The sequence below is a fragment of the Erythrobacter sp. NFXS35 genome, assembly GCF_040148725.1.
GTDB lineage: Bacteria > Pseudomonadota > Alphaproteobacteria > Sphingomonadales > Sphingomonadaceae > Erythrobacter.
This window is the reverse complement of record NZ_JAGDEB010000004.1, coordinates 38,776-58,108: the sequence shown is the minus strand read 5'-3', so window position 1 is coordinate 58,108 and position 19,333 is coordinate 38,776. Positions and strand designations below refer to the sequence as shown.

17 protein-coding genes are annotated in these 19,333 nt (G+C 61.9%); 12 read left to right on the top strand and 5 right to left on the bottom strand.

What is annotated here, in order from left to right; translation table 11 throughout:
- Positions 1-117 precede the first annotated feature (117 nt).
- Together J3454_RS15395 and J3454_RS15390 are read right to left on the bottom strand one after the other, a co-directional pair.
- A complete protein-coding gene (locus J3454_RS15395) occupies positions 118-1,137 on the bottom strand; it encodes a sensor histidine kinase (protein ID WP_349514663.1) in 1,020 nt (339 codons plus the stop codon).
- A gap of 326 nt (positions 1,138-1,463) precedes the next feature.
- Complete coding sequence (locus J3454_RS15390) at positions 1,464-2,297, bottom strand: hypothetical protein (protein WP_349514662.1); 834 nt, start codon at positions 2,295-2,297, stop codon at positions 1,464-1,466.
- Positions 2,298-2,547: 250 nt separating this feature from the next.
- On the opposite strand from J3454_RS15390, the gene J3454_RS15385 reads away from it, so the two are divergent.
- Positions 2,548-3,093 (top strand): hypothetical protein, encoded by a 546-nt coding sequence (locus J3454_RS15385; protein WP_349514661.1) that lies wholly within the window; start codon positions 2,548-2,550, stop codon positions 3,091-3,093.
- Here the strand turns inward: J3454_RS15385 and J3454_RS15380 are convergent.
- Positions 3,080-3,544 (bottom strand): cysteine peptidase family C39 domain-containing protein, encoded by a 465-nt coding sequence (locus tag J3454_RS15380; RefSeq protein ID WP_349514660.1) that lies wholly within the window; start codon positions 3,542-3,544, stop codon positions 3,080-3,082. The genes J3454_RS15385 and J3454_RS15380 overlap by 14 nt on opposite strands.
- Positions 3,545-3,760: 216 nt before the next feature.
- Between J3454_RS15380 and J3454_RS15375 the strand changes: the two genes are divergently transcribed.
- On the top strand, positions 3,761-4,369 hold the full coding sequence (locus tag J3454_RS15375; protein ID WP_349514659.1) for a helix-turn-helix transcriptional regulator: 609 nt from the start codon (positions 3,761-3,763) through the stop codon (positions 4,367-4,369).
- Positions 4,370-4,840: 471 nt separating this feature from the next.
- Here J3454_RS15375 and J3454_RS15370 read toward each other — a convergent pair whose 3' ends face one another.
- A complete protein-coding gene (locus J3454_RS15370) occupies positions 4,841-6,184 on the bottom strand; it encodes an APC family permease (RefSeq protein ID WP_349514658.1) in 1,344 nt (447 codons plus the stop codon).
- 329 nt (positions 6,185-6,513) lie between these two features.
- Between J3454_RS15370 and J3454_RS15365 the strand changes: the two genes are divergently transcribed.
- Complete coding sequence (locus J3454_RS15365; protein ID WP_349514657.1) at positions 6,514-6,684, top strand: hypothetical protein; 171 nt, start codon at positions 6,514-6,516, stop codon at positions 6,682-6,684.
- A 297-nt stretch (positions 6,685-6,981) separates the two neighbouring features.
- Here the strand turns inward: J3454_RS15365 and J3454_RS15360 are convergent, their stop codons facing one another.
- The gene (locus J3454_RS15360; RefSeq protein WP_349514656.1) at positions 6,982-7,149 is read right to left on the bottom strand and encodes a hypothetical protein; all 168 of its coding nucleotides are present in this window, start codon (positions 7,147-7,149) and stop codon (positions 6,982-6,984) included.
- Positions 7,150-7,216: 67 nt separating this feature from the next.
- Here J3454_RS15360 and J3454_RS15355 point away from each other — a divergent pair, with 67 nt between their 5' ends.
- The 9 genes from J3454_RS15355 to J3454_RS15315 all read left to right on the top strand — a co-directional run bounded on the left by J3454_RS15355 (position 7,217) and on the right by J3454_RS15315 (position 19,227).
- A complete protein-coding gene (locus J3454_RS15355; RefSeq protein WP_349514655.1) occupies positions 7,217-9,598 on the top strand; it encodes a xanthine dehydrogenase family protein molybdopterin-binding subunit in 2,382 nt (793 codons plus the stop codon).
- Positions 9,599-9,613: 15 nt separating this feature from the next.
- A complete protein-coding gene (locus J3454_RS15350) occupies positions 9,614-10,069 on the top strand; it encodes a (2Fe-2S)-binding protein (protein WP_349514654.1) in 456 nt (151 codons plus the stop codon).
- Between the two features lie 196 nt (positions 10,070-10,265).
- The gene (locus J3454_RS15345; RefSeq protein ID WP_349514653.1) at positions 10,266-10,778 is read left to right on the top strand and encodes a transposase; all 513 of its coding nucleotides are present in this window, start codon (positions 10,266-10,268) and stop codon (positions 10,776-10,778) included.
- 586 nt (positions 10,779-11,364) lie between these two features.
- Complete coding sequence (locus tag J3454_RS15340; RefSeq protein WP_349514652.1) at positions 11,365-12,252, top strand: efflux RND transporter periplasmic adaptor subunit; 888 nt, start codon at positions 11,365-11,367, stop codon at positions 12,250-12,252.
- The gene (locus J3454_RS15335) at positions 12,249-15,335 is read left to right on the top strand and encodes an efflux RND transporter permease subunit (RefSeq protein WP_349514651.1); all 3,087 of its coding nucleotides are present in this window, start codon (positions 12,249-12,251) and stop codon (positions 15,333-15,335) included. Before J3454_RS15340 ends, J3454_RS15335 begins: the two co-directional genes overlap by 4 nt.
- Positions 15,332-16,753 carry an efflux transporter outer membrane subunit gene (locus tag J3454_RS15330; protein WP_349514650.1) on the top strand — a complete coding sequence of 474 codons (1,422 nt, stop codon included), beginning with the start codon at positions 15,332-15,334 and terminating at the stop codon, positions 16,751-16,753. The genes J3454_RS15335 and J3454_RS15330 overlap by 4 nt, the downstream gene beginning before the upstream one ends.
- A 20-nt stretch (positions 16,754-16,773) precedes the next feature.
- Complete coding sequence (locus J3454_RS15325) at positions 16,774-17,592, top strand: MipA/OmpV family protein (protein WP_349514649.1); 819 nt, start codon at positions 16,774-16,776, stop codon at positions 17,590-17,592.
- Between the two features lie 34 nt (positions 17,593-17,626).
- Positions 17,627-18,409 (top strand): SDR family NAD(P)-dependent oxidoreductase, encoded by a 783-nt coding sequence (locus J3454_RS15320; RefSeq protein ID WP_349514648.1) that lies wholly within the window; start codon positions 17,627-17,629, stop codon positions 18,407-18,409.
- Positions 18,406-19,227, top strand: a complete 822-nt coding sequence (locus tag J3454_RS15315; protein WP_349514647.1) for a hypothetical protein — start codon at positions 18,406-18,408, stop codon at positions 19,225-19,227. The genes J3454_RS15320 and J3454_RS15315 overlap by 4 nt, the downstream gene beginning before the upstream one ends.
- Positions 19,228-19,333: the final 106 nt, after the last annotated feature.

Genomic DNA, 19,333 nt, shown 5'->3' with positions numbered 1-19,333 from the left:
CGTAAGCTTGACCTATAATAACCACGCCATCACGAAGCGTAAGCGACACGATGGCGCCAAGTGTGGGATACCCACACTCATCCTGTATATTTATTAGGCCCCCTTTCCTTGATGTTCTCATGGGAGGGGAATTCCCACTTGTTTAAAGATATATTCGACAACTCTTCCATGCTCGTTTGACCGACGAAATATTTCGCGGATGGCTGCTGGATTCTTCGACAGTTTCGCCGCGGTCGAGCGCACCCGGTCTGCAGATTGATCTTTCACTGCTCTGAAGAACGCGTTGGCATCGTAAGCACCCTCTACGTAAGCTCCGTAGGGAACCTTTGGATAGTTCAACTCGATGCCATTAGATGTCGAAGGATCCGCACCTCCTGAGCCGGGATCGCTCGGACATGGGTGGGCCGGCGGATCGGGCATTCTGGAAAGACTAGTTTCAGTTTTTTGACCGCTACCGCCGGGCGCGGTTGTTTGGTCGGACAGCCTGTCCGATGCTTCGACTTCCGGTGCCGCGGCTACAGCCCGCGCGGACGGCGAAGGATACGCCTTTGCTTGCGAACCTGAATCTGCGCTCGATGATCTGGGCTCGCCGTGATCCTGCGATGAGGTTACGTTTGCGGACGAGGCTTTGGCAGCCTTTGCTTGTGCACCGGCGACTATACGTTGGCGCCACGCCGCCTCCAGCTCAGCCGTCCAGATCAGTTCCTTGCTGGGACCGGTGTGACTCCAGGAGACGACGGCCGAACGTTTATCCTCCTGCAGAACCCATTTCCGCGGCTTGATCCAGGCGACCCATCGGCGCAGGCGCTTGCGTTGATCCTCTATCAGTTCACAGATCTTGGCAACGTCAGCGACGACGCGCCCCGGCTTGAAATCTCCGCCAGTACGCCAAGCCCTGCGCACCAGAATGATGGCGAAGAGAATTGCGCCAGCAGAAATGCCATGCAGCGGCGGCTCGTTCGGATCCCACTGGCCAAGGCCGAACTTGTCGCGCGCAACCCGCTCTCTGCTGGCGGCTTTCTCGGCCTCGGTCCGTTTGCGCCGCTGCTTGCGGGGCGCCTTGGGCAAGGAATCTTGTTTTTGATCGGATGGGCTCAAGCTCCCATCAGTCAACATGGCCTCAGAAATCTTCATCATAGGTTCTCCAGAGCGTTCTCTGAATAGCCTTATAGTATGAGATCCCGGCAGCAGGTAGGCCGAACTACTTTTTATTTAAATAAAACTCAGGCTCCATCTTGGATAGCAAACTAAGAGGCCTACCTTTAACGTATTGCTGAGTCTTTAATATGGTAATAGCTTATCTATGATCAATTTTAAGCCTCAGCCTATATGCGTGACGCATATAGGCCTATCGATCCGGCAGTTCGGATTTGCACCATCCACATTCGCGATTTTGCGCCTGTAGTTGCACCAGAGATGCGCCATTGGTGCAGGAGGATGCACCGTAAAAGTGCGGCATATCGTCAGCTCTTCCCAAGCGCTTCCGGGCCGCAGCGGCCATCTGAGGCATCTACCGCATACACCAGACGTTGTGGACCCAGAAACGGGCGAGTGTTCCGGTCCGCCTCGAGCATATCGTCAAACGCCAGACCCCCTTGCTCAGAACGCCACAAGGATACCCAGTCAAACAGACGGTATCTCGACGGAGCAGCCTTATCCTTGATTCTGGATTCGCGGCGCAGGCATTCAACTCCCAGAGCATCTAGACCGCCTGCCAGAGCATCGGCACTGGGCAGCTGATTCCAGTTTTCGTGCGCCCACTTATCAGAAAGGTTTATTTCCAGAGCCTTGCGGCTTCTGATGACCTGCTGACCATTCCGCTGATTACATCCGTAGCGCTGCTGCCTCACCACATTGCGAACCTGAAGTACCAGTGGGTTTACCCGAATGAGCCAGTTCATCGAGGCCGACGGGAGGCCGACAACATCCATCAGCCGCTTGCCTCTCAATGCCGTCCTCAAACTATCAGGCAACTCAAGGTCGAATAGAACAAGCTTGGACAGACCACTTGGGGTTTCACGAAATAGCATGTCCTGAAATTGAATTTCCAGAATAGCACGATCAGAATTTGCGCGACGAGCAAGGGTTACTTCTAATGCAGGCACGGTGTCCGCATCCAAATAATAATGAATGATCTTCGATGACCCCGGTGCAAAGTGAATCACCCTTTGATCCTCGCCAGTTATCCATCCGGAATGCTGAACGATCTCCCGCAGGACCCCAAGCCCTGAAAGATAGTTGGCACACGACTTGCTTATCATGGCAGAGCCAATTACCTTTTCACCGAAGAACGACATCACAGCAATGCACCTTTTCATTTAATATTTGTCCGATACAGTTTTTTGATAGACAATCAATTTAGAAATTGTAATTTGGTAACGATTAAATGACATTGATCCGATGCTAGAGTGAAAGCCTAAGTTACATTATACCTCTTTATCTTGCAGTTTCTGTATAGGGTAATCCAGAGGAAGAGCTGGCAGATTTTTGAAGTGATGTTGATAGTCTTTATTGTTAACTCGGTCGATGGAACGGTGGCGATAGAAAATGAAAATGGAAACCGATGGCCTAGTTGTTGAGCATCCGATGCGAAGGCGCCTGCGCGTCTTGCTTGCAGTAGCCATGTTGACAGAGGTGCGGCCTCGAGAAGGCGAATGCTCTGATAATGATGATCAGCTAATGTTTGCCGTAGCGCCGTCCGAAGAATGGGGAACGTTGGGGAACATCTTCGGTATGGCGCGGGAATGGGCCGTCAGTGCGGTGGTAGTGGCTTTCGGTGAGGGCGATCTGCCTGCAGAAATCCTCCTATCCGAGCATGGCACCGTCGGCGGACAGGTCTGGCCGCAATGCAGACTCTGGTCACCTCACGATGGAAGGCTCGCTTGCATCAGACCAGAAAGCGAGAACCTTGCGTTCGTTCAAGACGGGAGAAGGCTCCATCGCTTGATGGATCCCCCCGTTGGCGACCTCAACCCCGGGTTTCAAAGCGCTAATCAGCGCCTGATTGACGTGGCCAGACAAGTACCTGACGAGTTGATCAGCGACTACGTACGCGATCAAAAATTTGGATGGCCGGTAATCACCCGTCGGTAGTGTTGTAGTGAATGCCTGGCTCGCGGCCTTTTGGAACTCTCGTCATCAACAGCAGTTCGAACTTGCCCCCGGTGCATTCGGCAACGTCGGCCTCGCTCCAGATTTCGGGGCGCTGGCCATCGGCGGGCAGAACCATGTGCCAAAATCCGCTCTCGCCGCTGTCATCGATCTTGAGCAGGATTGCCGTGTCGCCCCCGTTGAATCGCACGAGCGCCGGCAGGGGCAGTTTGGCAAGGTCGCCAAGCGATGCCTGCTTGCGTCGCGCGATCAGGCCGAGTTTTTTGGCGATAGGGATCAGATCGTCGAAGTGATAGGGCCTGTCGCCCTGACCGCGATCGTGATGGATCTGCTGCGGATCGGCCGGCACGCCCAGAACCTGGGCGAGCAAGGCGAAGCTCGCCAACGCCGTATCGGAAGGCCCCGCCGCCATTTCGTCGTTCGAATTTGACATGAAGTTCTACGTCCCCGCCCGGCTCGTAAGATACAAGCGTCTTTAAGCAACTGGAATCGCGACAATTCACACCACAGTTATGAAGTCGGAGGTCTATCGCTAGGATCGACCGTTCGTCGACGAGAACGGAATGCTGCGCTGAGGGGCAAGGGGCAGACAGGCTTCGCCGCTTCGCCACTCGATCAACTCAATGCTGCCGGCGAGAACTTGCAGCGATTGCTGATCCTGAAGGCCTCATTGCACGCGAAGTGCATGGAGATCGCAAGTTGGCAAGACATGGTCGATCGGCTCCTCACCCCGGTAATCGTGCTCAATGCCGGAGCGGGGATCGTCGCCGCCAACCTCGCCGTACAGGACATCTTCAGTGTAGGCCGAGGCCTTTCCAGGCGCGGCGGCCAATTGACAGCGATGCTGCCGAAAAAGCGGGCTGAACTGGAGACTGCTTGCAGTGCGGCACTGAATGCCCCGATAGATCAAGTTACCACTTTGTCGCTCAGATGCGGCGAGGTGGTGCGGCATTTCACGATTTTGTGTGCGCCCAATCCCGGCGGCGGGCGCCGCCTCGTCCTGCTGGGCGACCAACCGCAAATGCTTGGCTTCAATGTTAATGCGATGTTGCGGCGCCGCTATCGCCTGTCACCGGCCGAGGCCGATCTCATGGTCCATCTGGCGAACGGGTTGTCGACCAGAGACATTGCCGAGCGCCGCCGTGTAACGGTCGATACTTTGCGCACGCAGTACCGTGCCGCCATGTCAAAGATGGACTGCCGCTCGCTAACCGAGGCTATCATAGCGGTCCGCAGAATTCCGATGTTGGCCGAATAAGGTTGCCGGAATGTGGAAAACCTCAGGTTCGATCTTGCGATGAGAAGCGGGGTACAGAAAGGGGTATAATATCAAGATAGGTCGTATTTTGTTTCGCATTTCTAATTACATAATCATTTAGGTCGAATCCCTCCGTCTCCGCCACCTGCCTCGCAAGGCCTTGATCTAGCAGAAAAGCCTAGAAAGACGGCCACTTGCGGGGCCAGGGTTGCCCGAATGTCTGCTACAAACTCTCGCCGCGCACCGACGATGCAACGGGTTGCAAAATACCTTTACCCGCCCGGGGACAGCTAAGGCTTCCGGCGCGGTATCCCCAAGTATGTCCGCGGCGCTTTCGTCTGTCGGGAAGAGGAATTCCTCACCCTTGGAGACATCCCAACGGCTCGTGCAAAGGTTTTGGGATCGTGCAGTATGGACGAGAACGACTGTTCGGGGTGGAAATCCGCTATATCCAATCGCCAGCACAAGAGCTCAGGAGGCAATCGCCGTTTGCACCCTCCTCTGTCGCTCAAGATGCAGTCCGACAGGAATGCAGATCGCGATGAGGCTCAGCATGACAATTCCACTGAATGGATCGGCAATTACGAAACCGACGACGAGCGCGGTCGAGAAAATGAGAGCGAGCGCGGGAAGCACCGGATGGCCCCACGCCCGGAATGGACGGCGAAGGTCTGGTTGCCGGAGGCGCAAAGCGAAATAGGAAAGGTTGTAGAGGCAAGCGGCGAACAGCGTCAGAGCCCCCATCAGCCGGAACACAAAGACATAGCCGCCTGAAAAGATAAGCGGGATCGCAATGATCGTGCCCACCGCCAGCGCGACGGTGGGAGTGCCGCCGCGATTGACCTTGAGCGCGGATCTGAGAAAAAGTCCGTCCACAGCCAGTCCATAAAGTATGCGCGGTGTGGACATGATGCAGCCATTGAGTGTGACAAGGGCCATCAATGTCGCGAGCAGTGCAACAAAAACGCTGCCCGATTGACCGAAAACCTGATCGATGACCGGTGCCATCGGCAATTCCGATGCGCGCAAAGCATCAAGATCAAGTGCGCGCAGCAGGCTGTAATTCACTGCAAGATAGATCAAGATCACAGCAACTGCGGACTGAAACAACGAGCGCGGAATATTGCGCCCGGGATTTTTGTCCTCTGCGGCGAAATAGATGCTGGTGTACCATCCATCATAGACTGCAACGACGAACTGGAGGCCGGCGATAATCCCAAGTATTCCGATGGCCTCGGGCTCGAAAGCAGCAGGCTCGGCAGCGGTTAGGCTCTGCGCGGGTATTGCCAGTGCAACCACCACAACGGCCAGCAACAGCGCAAGCTTGATAGCTGTCCCGGCGATCTGGAGCACCCTGCCTTCCTCAACCCCAGCCCAGTTGAGTGCGGTGACAGTCAACAGGATCGCCAGCGCAGTGAGCGGCATATTAGCGTCCACCCAGGGAATGAAAGTGCCCATGAAATCCGCCGCAGCAATCGCGATTGCCGCGTTGACCGCGACGAAAGCAATCCACATTGTCCATCCAACGAGCAGCCCCATCGAATCGCCAAGACCTTCGCGAACGGGCACGTAATGACCCCCGGCCTTCGGGATGGCAGAGGAAATTTCCGAAGCCACATTGCATGAAAGCAGGACATAGATGCCGCCTGCCACCCATAGCAGAAGGATGACGGCCGGATCGGGCACCATGTTGGCAATTTCACCCGGAGCACGCATGATCCCGGTACCGACCACCGTCCCCACACACACTGCGATCGCAAACGGCAGGCCAAGGCGCTTTTGCAGCTTCGTGTCTGGTGATGGGGGCTGTGTCATGCAGGCTCCTGCAAAAATGGGCGGGTATGCCGACAGATCGCGTGGCGGTTAGCGGCCGAGCGGAGGCATGAGTCGCAGCGCGCCTAAGGGGGGTCAAGCGATACGACCGTCAAAAGAACGTCAATTCTGCCCTGCGGTAGTCACCGGGCCAACATATTCGGTCTGATGAGCACGTGGGCGGAGCCCAGCGCAAATTGACGCTTTTTTGACGGTCCGCCCGGTTGACCTCGCATCGTCCTGGCCGTCATTTGTTCTTCAATAACAGTTCGGGTACCAAATTGACCGCCGATCGCGGTTTTCACCTCACACTGTGAAAGGACACAACCGCGATGTCTGACAATTTAAACAGCCAAAAACCCAACGTGCTCCGGGACACGAGCCTAGTGCTGGTCGGACTTACTGCATTGCTAGCTATCCCAACTGTCGGGCTTTATGTCTTCGACGAGGTCGTGGATTTCATTATTGGCATGATGCCTGTCGTGGAACTGCCCGGAAGCTAGCTTGCTCGTCTGCGGTCACATGATCAGTAAGCGACGGCTGACTGAACGGTCCTTTACCGCCGTCAAGTTTTTGTTCCATGCGGCGACGGAGCCGTCTGCACCGACTTTCAAACAGCCAAATCGTTTAAGGGGGCGGTTTCAGAATGGCGACCCTTGGGAACAGAACCCGCAGTGGCCGCTCTTCACGGCCTGATTAGGACAGTGTCGGCTGCCGACCCCGAGCCGGTCGTTCATGCCCGGTGGTGGGGTTGAAAAGCGATTGGCGGCTTTGGCGAGTTCAGGCCGTTCGCCAACAATTTATTCTCCCGCCCCTCGCTTCAGGTCTTTGCGATAGGCATCCACCGACAAGTCCCAACCGAGTAATTCGCCGGCAAGGTCGTTCATCGATGCCGAGCCACCCGGGGCAAAGATCATGGTGCGATATTTGACCAGGTGGTGCGTTATTTGACCAAGTACAGTTGCCATCTTGCTTTGCGTCGATCAACGTTATTTGGCCGGACGCCGTCACGATCTGGCTAAAGGGGGAAAGCCAGTGTTAATTCGCGATCTCGGAATCATTCCTGCGCCAAAGGCCGCCGAAACGGGCGATCAGCCAAGCCCCTATGTTAATCTCAGCCGCCGCGCCTTTGTCGGCGGTGCGGGGCTGTTCGTGCTCGGCGTGGCGCTGGTGGGATGTTCGACCTATGTCGAGCCCGCGATTGACGCTGATGCCTTCGACCTGCCGGATGCCGGCCCCAGCCCGCTGACTGGGGTCAAGGGCGGCGATGCGACCCCTGCCCTGTGGATCGCGATCGACAAGGATGGCGCGGTCAGGATCACCTGCCACCGTTCGGAAATGGGCCAGCAGGTCTGGACCTCGATGGCGCAGATCGTGGCTGATGAACTCGAGGCCGATTGGGACAAGGTCACGATCGTCCAGGCCGAAGGGCACGAACGCTATGGCGACCAGAACACCGATGGTTCACGCTCGGTCCGCTTCAATTTCCACCGGCTGCGGGTCGCAGGCGCAGCGATGCGGCAGATGCTGGTGGCGGCGGCCGCGCTCTACTGGAAACTGCCGGAAGACCAATGCACGGCCAAGGGCGGTCTGGTCAGCAACACCCAGAACGATGAGTCGCTGTCCTATGGCAATCTGGCTGAACTCGCCGGCCGGCTCGCAATTCCGGCAGAAGCCGACATCACGCTCAAGACCCCCAAGGAATGGCGCTACATCAATGCCGAGATCCCCTCGCTGACGGTGCCGCGCATCGTCAAGGGCGAAGGCACGTTCGGGATCGACGTGATGCGGCCGGGCATGGTCTATGCGGTGGTCGCCCGTCCGCCGCAGCTGTTCGGCCGGACCGGGAGTGTCGACGACACAAAGACGCTCGCGGTTGCCGGGGTGCTGACCACCATCCGCCTACCCGATGCAAGGCCGCCGGCGCTGTTTCAGCCGTTGGGGGGCGTGGCTGTGGTGGCACGTGACACCTGGGCCGCGATCGAGGGGCGGCGCGCACTGGAAATCGCGTGGGCTGATGGCCCTAATGCGGGTTACGACTCCGAAACCTACGCCAAGCAAATGCAGGCCACTTCACGGCGCAGCGGCAAGGTGCGGCGTTCGCGCGGCAATGTCGGCGCGGCGCTCGCTGCGGCGGACAAGCGGGTCGTGGCCGAGTATTACGCCCCGCACCTCAATCAATCGCCAATGGAGCCGCCCAGCGCGACCGCCGAATGGGACGGCGAGCGGCTCGAATGCTGGGCCTGCGTGCAGGACCCGCAATCCACGCGCGACACCCTCGCCGAGGCGCTGGGGATCGACAAGGAACTGATCAAGGTCACGCCGACTTGGCTGGGCGGCGCCTTCGGGCGCAAATCCAAGCCCGATTTCGTGATCGAAGCCGCACTGATCGCCCGCGAAGTCGGCAAGCCGGTCAAGGTCACGTGGACGCGCGAGGACGACATCCGCCATGGGTATTATCACTCGGTCAGCGCGCAGTATTGCGAGGCTGGGCTCGACAAGGACGGCACCTGCACCGCGTGGTTGCATCGCACCGTATTCCCCCCGATCAGCTCGACCTTCGATGATTCAGTGGCCGAGCCGAGCGACGGCGAATTGGGCATGGGCGCGAGTGATGTGCCCTTTGCCACTCCTAACCTCAGGGTCGAGTCCGGCGATGCCAAGGGCCATCTGCGGATCGGCTGGCTGCGCTCGGTCGCCAATATCTACCACGCCTTTGCGGTGCAGAGCTTTGCTGCCGAACTCGCCCATGCCGCAGGCCGCGACCAGAAGGACTATCTGCTCGAATTGATTGGCCCGCCGCGCATGATCGATCCCGAGACCGAAGGCGCCAAATATGGCAATTATGGCGCGGAGTTGACGGAATATCCGATTGATACCAGCCGGTTGCGGCGGGTGGCGGAGAAAGCGGCGGAAATGGCCGATTGGGGCCGTAGACTGCCGGACGGTCGGGGACTGGGGATAGCAGTTCACCGCTCGTTCCTCAGCTATATCGCCACCGTGGTCGAAGTGGCGGTCGGCAAGGATGGTGCAATCAGCATTCCGGGTGTCTGGCTGGCAGTGGATGCGGGCACCGTGATCAACCCGCGCCATGTGCGCGCACAGATGGAAGGCGGCACCATCTACGGGCTGTCGAATGCGCTCTACGGCGCAATCACTGCGAAAAACGGCGCGGTCGTGCAGGACAATTTCCCAAGCTGGCGGCTGATGCGGATGGAAGAGGCACCGCGAGAGTTCGAGGTCGCCATCATTCCCTCCGACGCGCCGCCCGGCGGGGTCGGTGAACCGGCAACACCGCCCGCCGCCCCAGCACTCGCCAATGCGATTTTCGCTGCGTCCGGTCACCGCCTGCGCACGCTGCCCTTTATCGGGCCGGACGGCAGCAAGCTAAAGCTGCCCTCGCAAAAGACAGTCTAGGACAAGGATGCAAGCATGGCCATTAACCTCAAGATCAACGGCAAGTCGGAAACCGTCGACGCTGCTCCGGGAACGCCGCTATTGTGGGTCCTGCGCGATCACCTCGCCATGACCGGCACGAAATTCGGCTGCGGCGTCGCCCAGTGCGGGGCCTGCACCGTCCATATTGACGGCCAACCGGCCCGCGCCTGCATCACGCCGCATGATTCGCTCGAAGACGCTGAGATCACCACGATCGAAGGCGTCGAAGGCAGCGCGGCCGATGCCATTCGCAAGGCGTGGGTGGCCAATGACGTGCCTCAGTGCGGCTATTGCCAATCGGGCCAGATAATGGCGGCAACCGCTCTGCTGCGGGACAACCCGACACCGGATGACGCGGCTATCGACGAAGCAATGAGCGGCAATCTGTGCCGCTGTGCCACCTACATGAGCATCCGCCGCGCGATAAAGCAGGCCGCGTCCATCGCCTGATCGCCGCAGCGAGCGACCGGCTCCCCCGAAGCTGCCATTCCTTTTCGGGATCGCGCAACGACCGTGTCTGCTGGTGCGCCAGCGCACTCAGATCATCAATGCGATCCGCTGGCACCTAACAGAATTTGGATGAGTAGCGCCCAAGGGGCCCTCGTACGCGTCGGTGCTGGCAAGCCTGCTCGAGGCAGCACGGGCGATGTTCCTGGTGATGACGGGGCAGCTCAAGCAACTGAACGAACAGGTCGCGTTGCTCGACAGGACGATCGCCCGGCGTGCCTGCGAGGTTGAAGCAGCCCGGCGGTTGATGACGACCCCCGGCATTGGGCCGATCACCGCGACCGCGCTGTTGGCGCTGGCCCCACCGGTAGAAGGCATTGCGAGGGGCCGCGATTTTGCAGTCTGGCTCGGGCTTATGCCAAGGCGACATTCGAGCGGCGGCATGGAGTGGTTCGGGGCGATCTCGCGGATGGCCGAGCGCACGCTGCGAAGATTGTTGATTATCGGCAGCAGTGCCGTCGTGTTGCACGCCAGCAAGGCGCGGTGCTCCGCGCGGCTTATGGCTCGAGCAGATGCTGGCCAGAAAGCCGCGCATGCTGGTCACGTTCGCGTTGGCGAACAAGACCGCCCCGATCACCTGGGCGTTTCTGACGAAGGGCGGGCATTTCAACAAAGATTACAGGACTCCGGTCGCGGCAGCAGCCTAAGCTGAGGCGGAGCAGAGGTCGTCGGTAGAGGCATCGGTAGAGGCAAGAGACCAGAGGAGGGTATGGCACCACAGTCGGCGAGACGGGACCGGATAACCAGTGCTTTCCACAGTGCCTCAAGGGGGCAGCTAAGGGTCGATTTCGCAATGTCGGCTGCTGGAGTCAAAACCAGCAAAGCTGCAGGGCAGGTTTCAGGCCCGCGCTTTGCCCCTGCTCGTGACCGTTGGTGGGTGGTTTCCGACACGTGAGGTCTTGCAACTGACAGGCCCTCGCAGCCGGGAATTGCAGCCAGTCCGAGCACTCAACCCAGCAGCAGCTAGACCGTGATGACGCGGTGCCACCGAATGCTGCTTGACATCGCGCCGTTATCTATCAATGATCAGCTATCACCGATAGACGAAGGTCCGCCCGACGATGACTGCTTGCCAACTACCCCCGAGATGGCTGGCACTCGTCGGGATAGGTTTCGGGGTCGTCAGCTGCGGGGATGGTCCTAACCCCGCTGACGACCCCGACATTGCTGTCGAGATTGCGGCGAGTGTCCAATCTGCCGATTTTTCCGGTAGCGGATTATTCCTCAGGGGGACGGGCATGGTAGCCCGCACCCGCGAGGCGGCGCTTGCGTTCAGGGTCGGCGGGGTCATCAATCGGCTTACAGTGGACGCAGGCGACCGGGTTGCTGCGGGGCAGATGATCGCCGCGCTCGATGCGCAGGACGTGGCATCGCGCCTTGCCACGGCTTCGGCTGACCTTGCCCGGGCAAAGCAGGATCTGGAGCGGGTCGCGGGGCTTGCCGATGCGGGCGCGATCAGCCAGCAGCAGGCCGATAATCTCGCCACCCGCGTCGCCTCGGCGCAGGCTGCCTATGATGCTGCCCGGTTCGACAGCCGGTCCGCGCGTCTCGCGGCTCCGTTTGCGGGCGTTGTGCTGGCGCGGCAGGCCCAGCGCGGCGAATTCGTGCAGCCTGGTCAGGCGATTGTTACCCTGGCCGACAGCACCAGCCCTCTGGTCTTGAAACTTCCCGTCGCCGACCGCGATGCCGCCCGGATTAGGTTGGGCAACACCGCACGCATCGCCGCCCCCAATGGCGAGGTGACGGGCAGGGTCACCCGCATCGGGCAGCTTTCGGCTTCGCAAAGCGGTACCATCGAGGTCGAGGTCACCCTGCCCCCGAAAAGCGGATTGACCAGTGGCATGACCGCAAAGGCTACACTTGAGACAGCGCCACGGCGCGGAGAGCAGGCAAGCGCCAGAATTCCCGCCGAAGCGATCCTCGAAGCCAAGGGCAAGCGTGCATTCGTGATGCGCTATGACCCGGCCAAGGGCATCGCGGTCCGCACGGCCATAGGCTTTGCCGGGTTTGACGGTGATGATGCGCTCGTTACCGGTCTGCCGCCGCAAGCCCAGGTCATCACCGGCGGGGCGGGCTATATCGCCGATGGCCAGACAGTCTCCGTCACCCGGCAGCCCGCCCGGTGAGATCGAGCCCGGTCCGCTTTTTCGTCGACCAGTGGCAGTTCACGCTGCTGATGTTTGCACTGGCCGCCGCCATCGGCCTTGCCGCCTTTGCCACCATTCCGCGATCCGAAGACCCGCAGTTCCCGATCCCCATCGTCGTCGTCACCGCGGTTTTGCCGGGCACCACGCCGCTCGACATGGAGCAGCAGGTCGCCCGCCCGATCGAGGACGCGATGAACGGGCTCGACAGCCTGAAGAAGCTCTCTTCCACCAACACCGATGGCGTTTCGGTCATCAAGGTCGAGTTCGGTTGGGACGCTGACCCCGAAGCCAAATATGACGAGGTGGTTCGCGAGATCAACGCGCTGCGCCCGACCTTGCCGCAGGGCATCACGCGGCTCGATGTCGACCGCCAGCGCACCTCCGAAGTGGCGGTGGTCCAGATCGCGCTGGTCAGCGACATCCTGCCGATGCGGCGTCTGGAGAAGGTGGCGGACGACTTGCGCGATCAGCTCAACGGCGTGCCCGGCATCCGCGAGGCCAAATACTGGGGCGCGCCGCCGACGGAAGTGCGCGTGGCCTTCGATCCGGGCAAGCTGGCGCGGCTGCAGATCAGCCCTACGGCGCTCTCGGATGCGCTGCGCAGCGCCGGGGCCGAAGCGCCCATCGGCGCAGGCCATGCCGGGGCGCGGCGGTTCAACCTTAAGGCGGGCGGTGCTTTCAAGACGCTGCAAGCGGTTGAGGATGTGGTCGTTGCCAGCCCGCAGGGCCGCAATGTGCGGATCGGCAATCTTGCCGAGGTGACATGGGAACAGGACGAGCCGCAGCACATCACCCGCTTCAACGGTCGCCGCGCCGTGTTCGTGACCGCCACCGCCAAAGACGGCGAGGACGTGACCCGCATCAATGGCGAGGTCAGCGGCCTGCTCGACACCTTCGAACGCACCTTGCCCGCCAGCGTCAGCGTCGCGCGCGGGTTCGATCAAGCGGAGAATATCAACGCACGGCTTGGGCGGCTCTACCGCGATTTTGCCATCGCGCTGACGCTGGTGCTGATCACTCTGATTCCGCTCGGCATCAGAGCCGGGATGATTGTTGCCATTTCCATTCCGCTGTCGCTGCTGGTCGGGCTGGCCGGGCTGCAATATTTCGGGTTTACGCTCAACCAGCTGTCGATTTCCGGGCTGATCCTGTCGCTCGGCCTGCTGGTCGATGATGCGATCGTCGTGACGGAGAACATTGCCCGCCACCTACGCGCTGGGGCCGACCGCGTCACGGCCGCCATCGCCGGGACCAACCAGGTTGCGCTTGCCGTGGCAGGCAGCACGGCCTGTCTGATGTTCTCCTTCCTGCCGCTGCTGGCACTGCCCGAATCATCGGGGGCCTATGTCAAATCGCTTCCCGTCGCGGTGCTTGCGACAGTGGGCGCATCCTTCTTCGTCGCGCTGACGATCATCCCGTTCCTCGCGAGCCGCTTGTTGCCCCGCAGCGAGCCGATGGAGGGCAACCGCGTGCTCAGGGCAATCAACGGCGGCATTCAGCGGTTCTACGCGCCTGTCCTGCACCGCAGTCTGGAGCGGCCCTGGAAGGCGCTCGGCCTGCTGTTTGCGCTGTGCCTGCTGGCGGTGCCGATGGTCGCGGCGATCGGCTCGAGCCTGTTTCCCCCGGCAGAGACCCCGCAGTTCCTGATCCGCATTCAGTCGTCCGACGGCGCATCGCTCAAGACCACCGACCGCGCCCTGCGGTTCGTCGAGACCACGCTGGCCGACGTGCCCGAAGTCGATTGGGTGGCCTCCAATCTCGGTCGCGGCAATCCGACGATCTTCTACAATCAGCCGCAGCGTGAGACCAATCCAGCCTTCGCCGAAGCCTATGTGTCCTTGCGCGAATGGGTGCCGGGCGAAAGCGACGCCTTGCTCGACAGGCTGCGGGATCGCTTTGCGACCTTTGGTGCGGCGCAGATTTCGGTCATCGCCTTCGAAAACGGCCCGCAGATCGACGCGCCGATTGCGATCCGCGTTTCGGGCAGCGACCTTGCCACGCTGAAACCGCTCTCCGCCGCGGTCGAAGCGCAGCTGCGCGCCACCCCCGGCACGCGTGACATCATCAACCCCCTGCGGGTGGACCGGACCGATTACAACCTCGGGCTCGACGAAGCGCGCGCGGCCAGCCTCGGCGTTCCCGCCGGCATGGCCCGCCGCACGGCGCGCTTGGCCCTGAGCGGCGAGGATGCCGCGCGCTTCCGCGATGGTGATGGCGACGATTACCCGGTGCGTGTCCGCCTGCCGCTCGGTCCGCAGCAGCGGCACGAGCTTGAGGATCTGGCGCGGATCGAGGTGCCGTCTGCCAGCGGTGCATCCGTGCCCCTCGCCGCGATTGCCAGCCCGTTTCTGGAATCGAGCCCGGCGCGGATCGACCGCTATGATCGCCTGCGCTCGGTCACAGTGACCTCGCAGATCAAGACCGGCGCTTTGACGTCGGCGGTCACGCAGGACGCGCTCGAAAGGATCAACGGCCAGATCGACCTGCCCTCGGGCTACCGCATCGCACTGGGCGGCCAGGCGGAGGCGCAATCGGCGGGTTTTGCCGGGCTTGGCGTGGCGATCCTGATTACCGTGTTCGGGCTGATCGGCGTGCTGGTGCTCGAATTCCGCAAGTTCCGCACCGCGCTGGTGGTGGCGGGGATCATCCCCTTCGGCCTGCTCGGCGCGGTCGCCGCACTATTCGTGACAGGCAATTCGCTGTCCTTCACCGCCGCAATCGGGATGGTCGCCTTGCTGGGGATCGAGATCAAGAATTCGATCCTGCTGGTCGATTTCGCCGAGCAATTGCGCCGGGATGGCATGCCCCTGCGCGAAGCGATCGAGCGATCGGGCGAGGTGCGGTTTCTGCCGGTGCTGCTGACCTCGGTGACGGCAATCGGGGGGCTGCTGCCGCTGGCCGTTGAGAACAGTGGGCTTTACTCCCCGCTCGCCATCGCGATCATCGGCGGACTTATCACCTCCACCCTGCTGTCGCGCGTGGCGACGCCGGTGATGTATTGGCTGGTGTCGCGCGGCGAGGACACCGCGCCCGTGGTGTCGCAAAAGGAAGCTGCGGCATGAGGCGCGGCGGTGTGACCGTGTGTGCGGCCGCGCTGCTATCGGCCTGCGCGACGCCTGCGCCTTACGTGGCTCCCACTGCGCCGGTGGCCGCCACTTTCCGGGCAGCCTCTACCGAAGGCGCAATCCGCACGGCGAAAGACGAAGCACCATGGTGGACAGGCTTTGCTGACCCGGTGCTTGATCGCTGGATAGCGCTGGCGATGGCGGGCAATCTCGATCTGGAACAGGCCGCAGCGCGCGTGCAGCAAGCGCGCGCCTCGGTCAGCTTCAGCCGCGCGGCCCGCCAGCCGACAGGCGAGATCACCGCGCAAGCGACCGGAACGCGGCAATCGCTCGAAGGCCCGCTCGGCAACATCATCTCCGCCTTTCCCGGCTTTGACCGCGACATCGCACAGTTCGACGCTGGTATCGGTGCTTCGTGGGAACTCGATCTGTTCGGCGGCCTTGCGCGCGGGCAGAGCGCGGCGCTTGGCGAATTGCTCGCCAGCGAGGCGGGCAGGCGGGCCGCGCAGCAGATGGTCGCTGCCGAAGTTGCCGATGCCTATGTCGAGCTGCGCGCCGCCCAGCATCGCCTGCAGATCTTCACCGTGCGGGAAGCGACGGATGCCAGCCTGCGCGATCTGACAAAGATGCGCATTGGCGCAGGCATTGCCGCCCGCCGCGAGCTTGATCTGGCCGAAGCCCGGCTGCTTGAAACCCGCACGGCGCTGCCGGGGCTACGGTTGGCGGCGGAGATCCAGATGAACCGGATGGCGATCCTCGCTGGTCTGCCCCCGCAAGGCGAGCGCGCCGATCTGGAGACCATCGCCCCGCTTCCGGCCAGCGTCGAACTGGCGTTGGGCCTGCCCTCCGATCTGCTGCGCCATCGCCCCGACATCGTCGCGGCCGAAATGCAGCTGATGGCGGCCAATGCGCGGGTTGGCGCGGCGATGACCGAATACTACCCCAAGTTCAGCCTTGGCGCCCTGCTCGGGCTTCAGTCGATTAGCCTCGGCGCGCTGGCCGGCCCGGATGCGCTGACAGCGACAGGCGTGCTCGGCCTGCGCTGGAGGTTGTTTGATTTCAAGCGGATCGATGCCGAGATTGCCGCTGCACGGGGCCGCGAGGCCGAAGCGCTGGCGCTCTACCGTCTCGCCGTTCTGCGTGCATCCGAGGATGTCGAGAACGCTGCGGCCGCGCATCGCGAAGGCGGCTTGCAGCTGACTGATACAGCACGAACCATTGAAGCGCTGAGCCGCTCGCTAGCAGCACAGCGCGCGGCTTATGCAGCCGGCACAATTGCTCTCGTCGACGTGCTCGAAGCCCAGCGCCAGCTTACCGCGGCGCAGGACAGCCACATTCAAACCACCGCCAATCTCAGTCGGGCAACGATCCAGCTTGCCCGGTCGATCGGCGCATCAGCCGGACCCGATCCCTAGAGTAGAAGGACCCCACTGCCATGAGAACCGAAGCCCTGACAGCCGCGCTTTGCGGCGCGATATCTTGCGCCCTGATTCCCGCGTCCGTAGCCGCGCAGGATGCGCCTGCATCAGAGCAACCGGCACAAGGTGATAACGTGTTCATCGGATTGGGCGTTGCAGCCGTGCCGCGCTTTGAGGGCGGCGATAGCTACAGGCCGGTTCCCTTGCCGGTTGTGCGCGCCAATCGGCAGTATCGCTATATTTCGGTGGAAGGCCCGGTCACCCGCGGCAATATCGTCAATTCGCCCGATGTCGAATTCGGCCCGCTGGTGAACATTGTCCTGAACCGCAGCGGCAATCTTGGCAGCGATGCAGTGGAGCAACTCGAGAGCGTACAGGTCGCTGCCGAGGCGGGCGCTTTCGTGGCCCGAGCGTGGCAAGTTTCGAAGACGGGCCGTATTCGGCTCAGCGTTGAAGCCTCCCATGATTTTACCGGCGTCCACGATGGCTGGCAGGCGAAAGCCCTGGTCGGTTACGCCGCAAGGCTGTCACCGCGGTTCGATCTTGGCGCGACGGCGACAGTGGGATTTGCCGATACAGGCTACGCCGAGACCTATTTTGCCGTCACCCCGGAAGGTGCCGCAGCCAGCGGGCTGGCGCAATACGAGCTCGGCAGTGGGATCAAGGATGTCGGGCTGGGGGTAACGGCCCGCTACAGCCTGTCCCGGCGCGTGTCGCTTGTCGCCATCGGAAGTTACCGCCGCCTTCTGGGCGAGTTCGCCGATAGTCCGATCGTTGCCGTGGAAGGCAGTCCCAACCAGCTCTTCGGCGGGCTGGCGCTTGGCTACGCCTTCTGACCAGCACGCAGGCCTTAACCTGGAGGAATACGAAATGAACAGTTTGAGCAAACCTGCGCGCTGGGCAGTGATTACTGGCGCATCCGACGGGATCGGTCGGGCTTTTGCGGTAGAGTTGGCGGCGCGCAACTGGGGCTGCGTGCTGGTCGCGCGCCGGGGCGATATGCTGGAGGCGCTGGCGGACGAGCTCGGCGCGAATCGTTGCCTCATCCTGCCGCTTGACCTTGCCGATCCGGGCGCGACCGATCTTCTGGCCCATGCGACCGCCGATCTGCCGGTCGAATTGCTGGTGGCAGCGGCGGGCTTCGGGACATCCGGGCCGCTCGCTGGTGCCGCACGGGAAGACGAACTCACCATGATCGATGTCAATTGCCGGGCTGTCACTGCGCAGGTGCACCTGTTCGCGGGGCGCATGGCGGCGCAAGGGCGCGGCGGGATCATCCTGTTCAGCTCGCTGGTGGCGTTTCAGGGGGTGCCGCGCAGTGCCAATTATGCGGCGACCAAGGCCTACATCCAGACCCTTGCCGAAGGGCTGCGGCCCGAGCTGAAGCCTTACGGCGTCAACGTGCTGAGCGTTGCGCCAGGGCCGATTGCCAGCGGCTTTGCCGCCCGCGCCGGGCTGACAATGGGGATGAGCCAGACGCCCGATGTAGTGGCGAAGGCGGCGCTTGCGGCGCTGGGCAAGACCACCACAGTCAAGCCGGGCTGGCTGGCGAAGCTGCTGATCACCTCGCTCGGGTTCCTGCCGCGCTGGGGTCGCACGCTGGTGGTCGGGCAAATCATGGCGGGGATGACCAAGGGCAAGGCCGGCGCGTGAGTGCTAGCGTCCCGATGCTCGCCCGCCTGCCTGATGCCGAAAGCCTGTGGTGGGTGGCGGCTGTCGGCTTCCTCGCCGCTTTCGCCGTGCTGTGGGCCATGTCGCTGATCGACCCGCGGCTGCTCGACGGCGCTAGCCGCTGGGCCAAGCCGCTCAAGTTCAGCATCGCCACGGCGCTGCACTTCGGCACGTTGGCGCTCGTGGTGCATTACCTGTCAGCCGAATGGCAGGCGAGCCGTGCGCTGCTGCTGCTTGCCACCTTGTCGATTGCGGCGGCGCTTGGCGAGGTCGGCTATATCGCTATGAAGGCCGGGCAGCTCGAGGCATCGCATTTCAATGTCTCTACCCCGTTTCACGCAGCTATGTTCTCGCTGATGGCGCTGGGCGCGGTGGCGATTATTGCGGCGTCTGGAGGGGTTGGGCTGGCCGCCCTGATTGATGGCGAGGCAAGGCTGGTGCCGGCGGTGCGACTGGCGGTGGGGATCGGATTGATTGCCGGCACGGCGCTGACGCTCGTCACTGCTTTCAGGCTGGGAGGGAACATGAGCCACCATGTCGGCACCGAACTGCCGGGCGCGGCGCGGATGCCGCTGACTGGATGGTCGCTGAGCGTGGGCGATCTTCGCCCGGCGCATTTCTTCGCCACGCACATGATGCAGGCGGTGCCGCTGGCGGGCGTGCTGGCCACGCGAGTGCTACCAAGCGCGGCAGCGATCCTCGCTGTGCTGGTGTTCGCCCTGCTGTGGAGCGCGCTGGTGTGGATCAGCTTTCAGGACGCGCTGGCGGGACGGCCTATCACCGCGCTGATTGCGCGCTAGAGACGAGCGACGAGGCTTCCCAGGTGGTGTGCGATCAACTGCTCCCGGTCCACCCACGGGAACCCCGGGCGGGCAATCAGCAGCGACACCAGGCCGTGCAGCGATG

Excerpts from the sequence above, each read along its gene's own strand:
- J3454_RS15395 (WP_349514663.1), bottom strand. The coding sequence starts at position 1,137 with ATGATGAAGATTTCTGAGGCCATGTTGACTGATGGGAGCTTGAGCCCA.
- J3454_RS15390 (WP_349514662.1), bottom strand. The coding sequence starts at position 2,297 with ATGTCGTTCTTCGGTGAAAAGGTAATTGGCTCTGCCATGATAAGCAAG.
- J3454_RS15385 (WP_349514661.1), top strand. The coding sequence starts at position 2,548 with ATGAAAATGGAAACCGATGGCCTAGTTGTTGAGCATCCGATGCGAAGG.
- J3454_RS15380 (WP_349514660.1), bottom strand. The coding sequence starts at position 3,544 with ATGTCAAATTCGAACGACGAAATGGCGGCGGGGCCTTCCGATACGGCG.
- J3454_RS15370 (WP_349514658.1), bottom strand. The coding sequence starts at position 6,184 with ATGACACAGCCCCCATCACCAGACACGAAGCTGCAAAAGCGCCTTGGC.
- J3454_RS15365 (WP_349514657.1), top strand. The coding sequence starts at position 6,514 with ATGTCTGACAATTTAAACAGCCAAAAACCCAACGTGCTCCGGGACACG.
- J3454_RS15360 (WP_349514656.1), bottom strand. The coding sequence starts at position 7,149 with ATGGCAACTGTACTTGGTCAAATAACGCACCACCTGGTCAAATATCGC.
- J3454_RS15350 (WP_349514654.1), top strand. The coding sequence starts at position 9,614 with ATGGCCATTAACCTCAAGATCAACGGCAAGTCGGAAACCGTCGACGCT.
- J3454_RS15345 (WP_349514653.1), top strand. The coding sequence starts at position 10,266 with ATGTTCCTGGTGATGACGGGGCAGCTCAAGCAACTGAACGAACAGGTC.
- J3454_RS15340 (WP_349514652.1), top strand. The coding sequence starts at position 11,365 with ATGGTAGCCCGCACCCGCGAGGCGGCGCTTGCGTTCAGGGTCGGCGGG.
- J3454_RS15330 (WP_349514650.1), top strand. The coding sequence starts at position 15,332 with ATGAGGCGCGGCGGTGTGACCGTGTGTGCGGCCGCGCTGCTATCGGCC.
- J3454_RS15325 (WP_349514649.1), top strand. The coding sequence starts at position 16,774 with ATGAGAACCGAAGCCCTGACAGCCGCGCTTTGCGGCGCGATATCTTGC.
- J3454_RS15320 (WP_349514648.1), top strand. The coding sequence starts at position 17,627 with ATGAACAGTTTGAGCAAACCTGCGCGCTGGGCAGTGATTACTGGCGCA.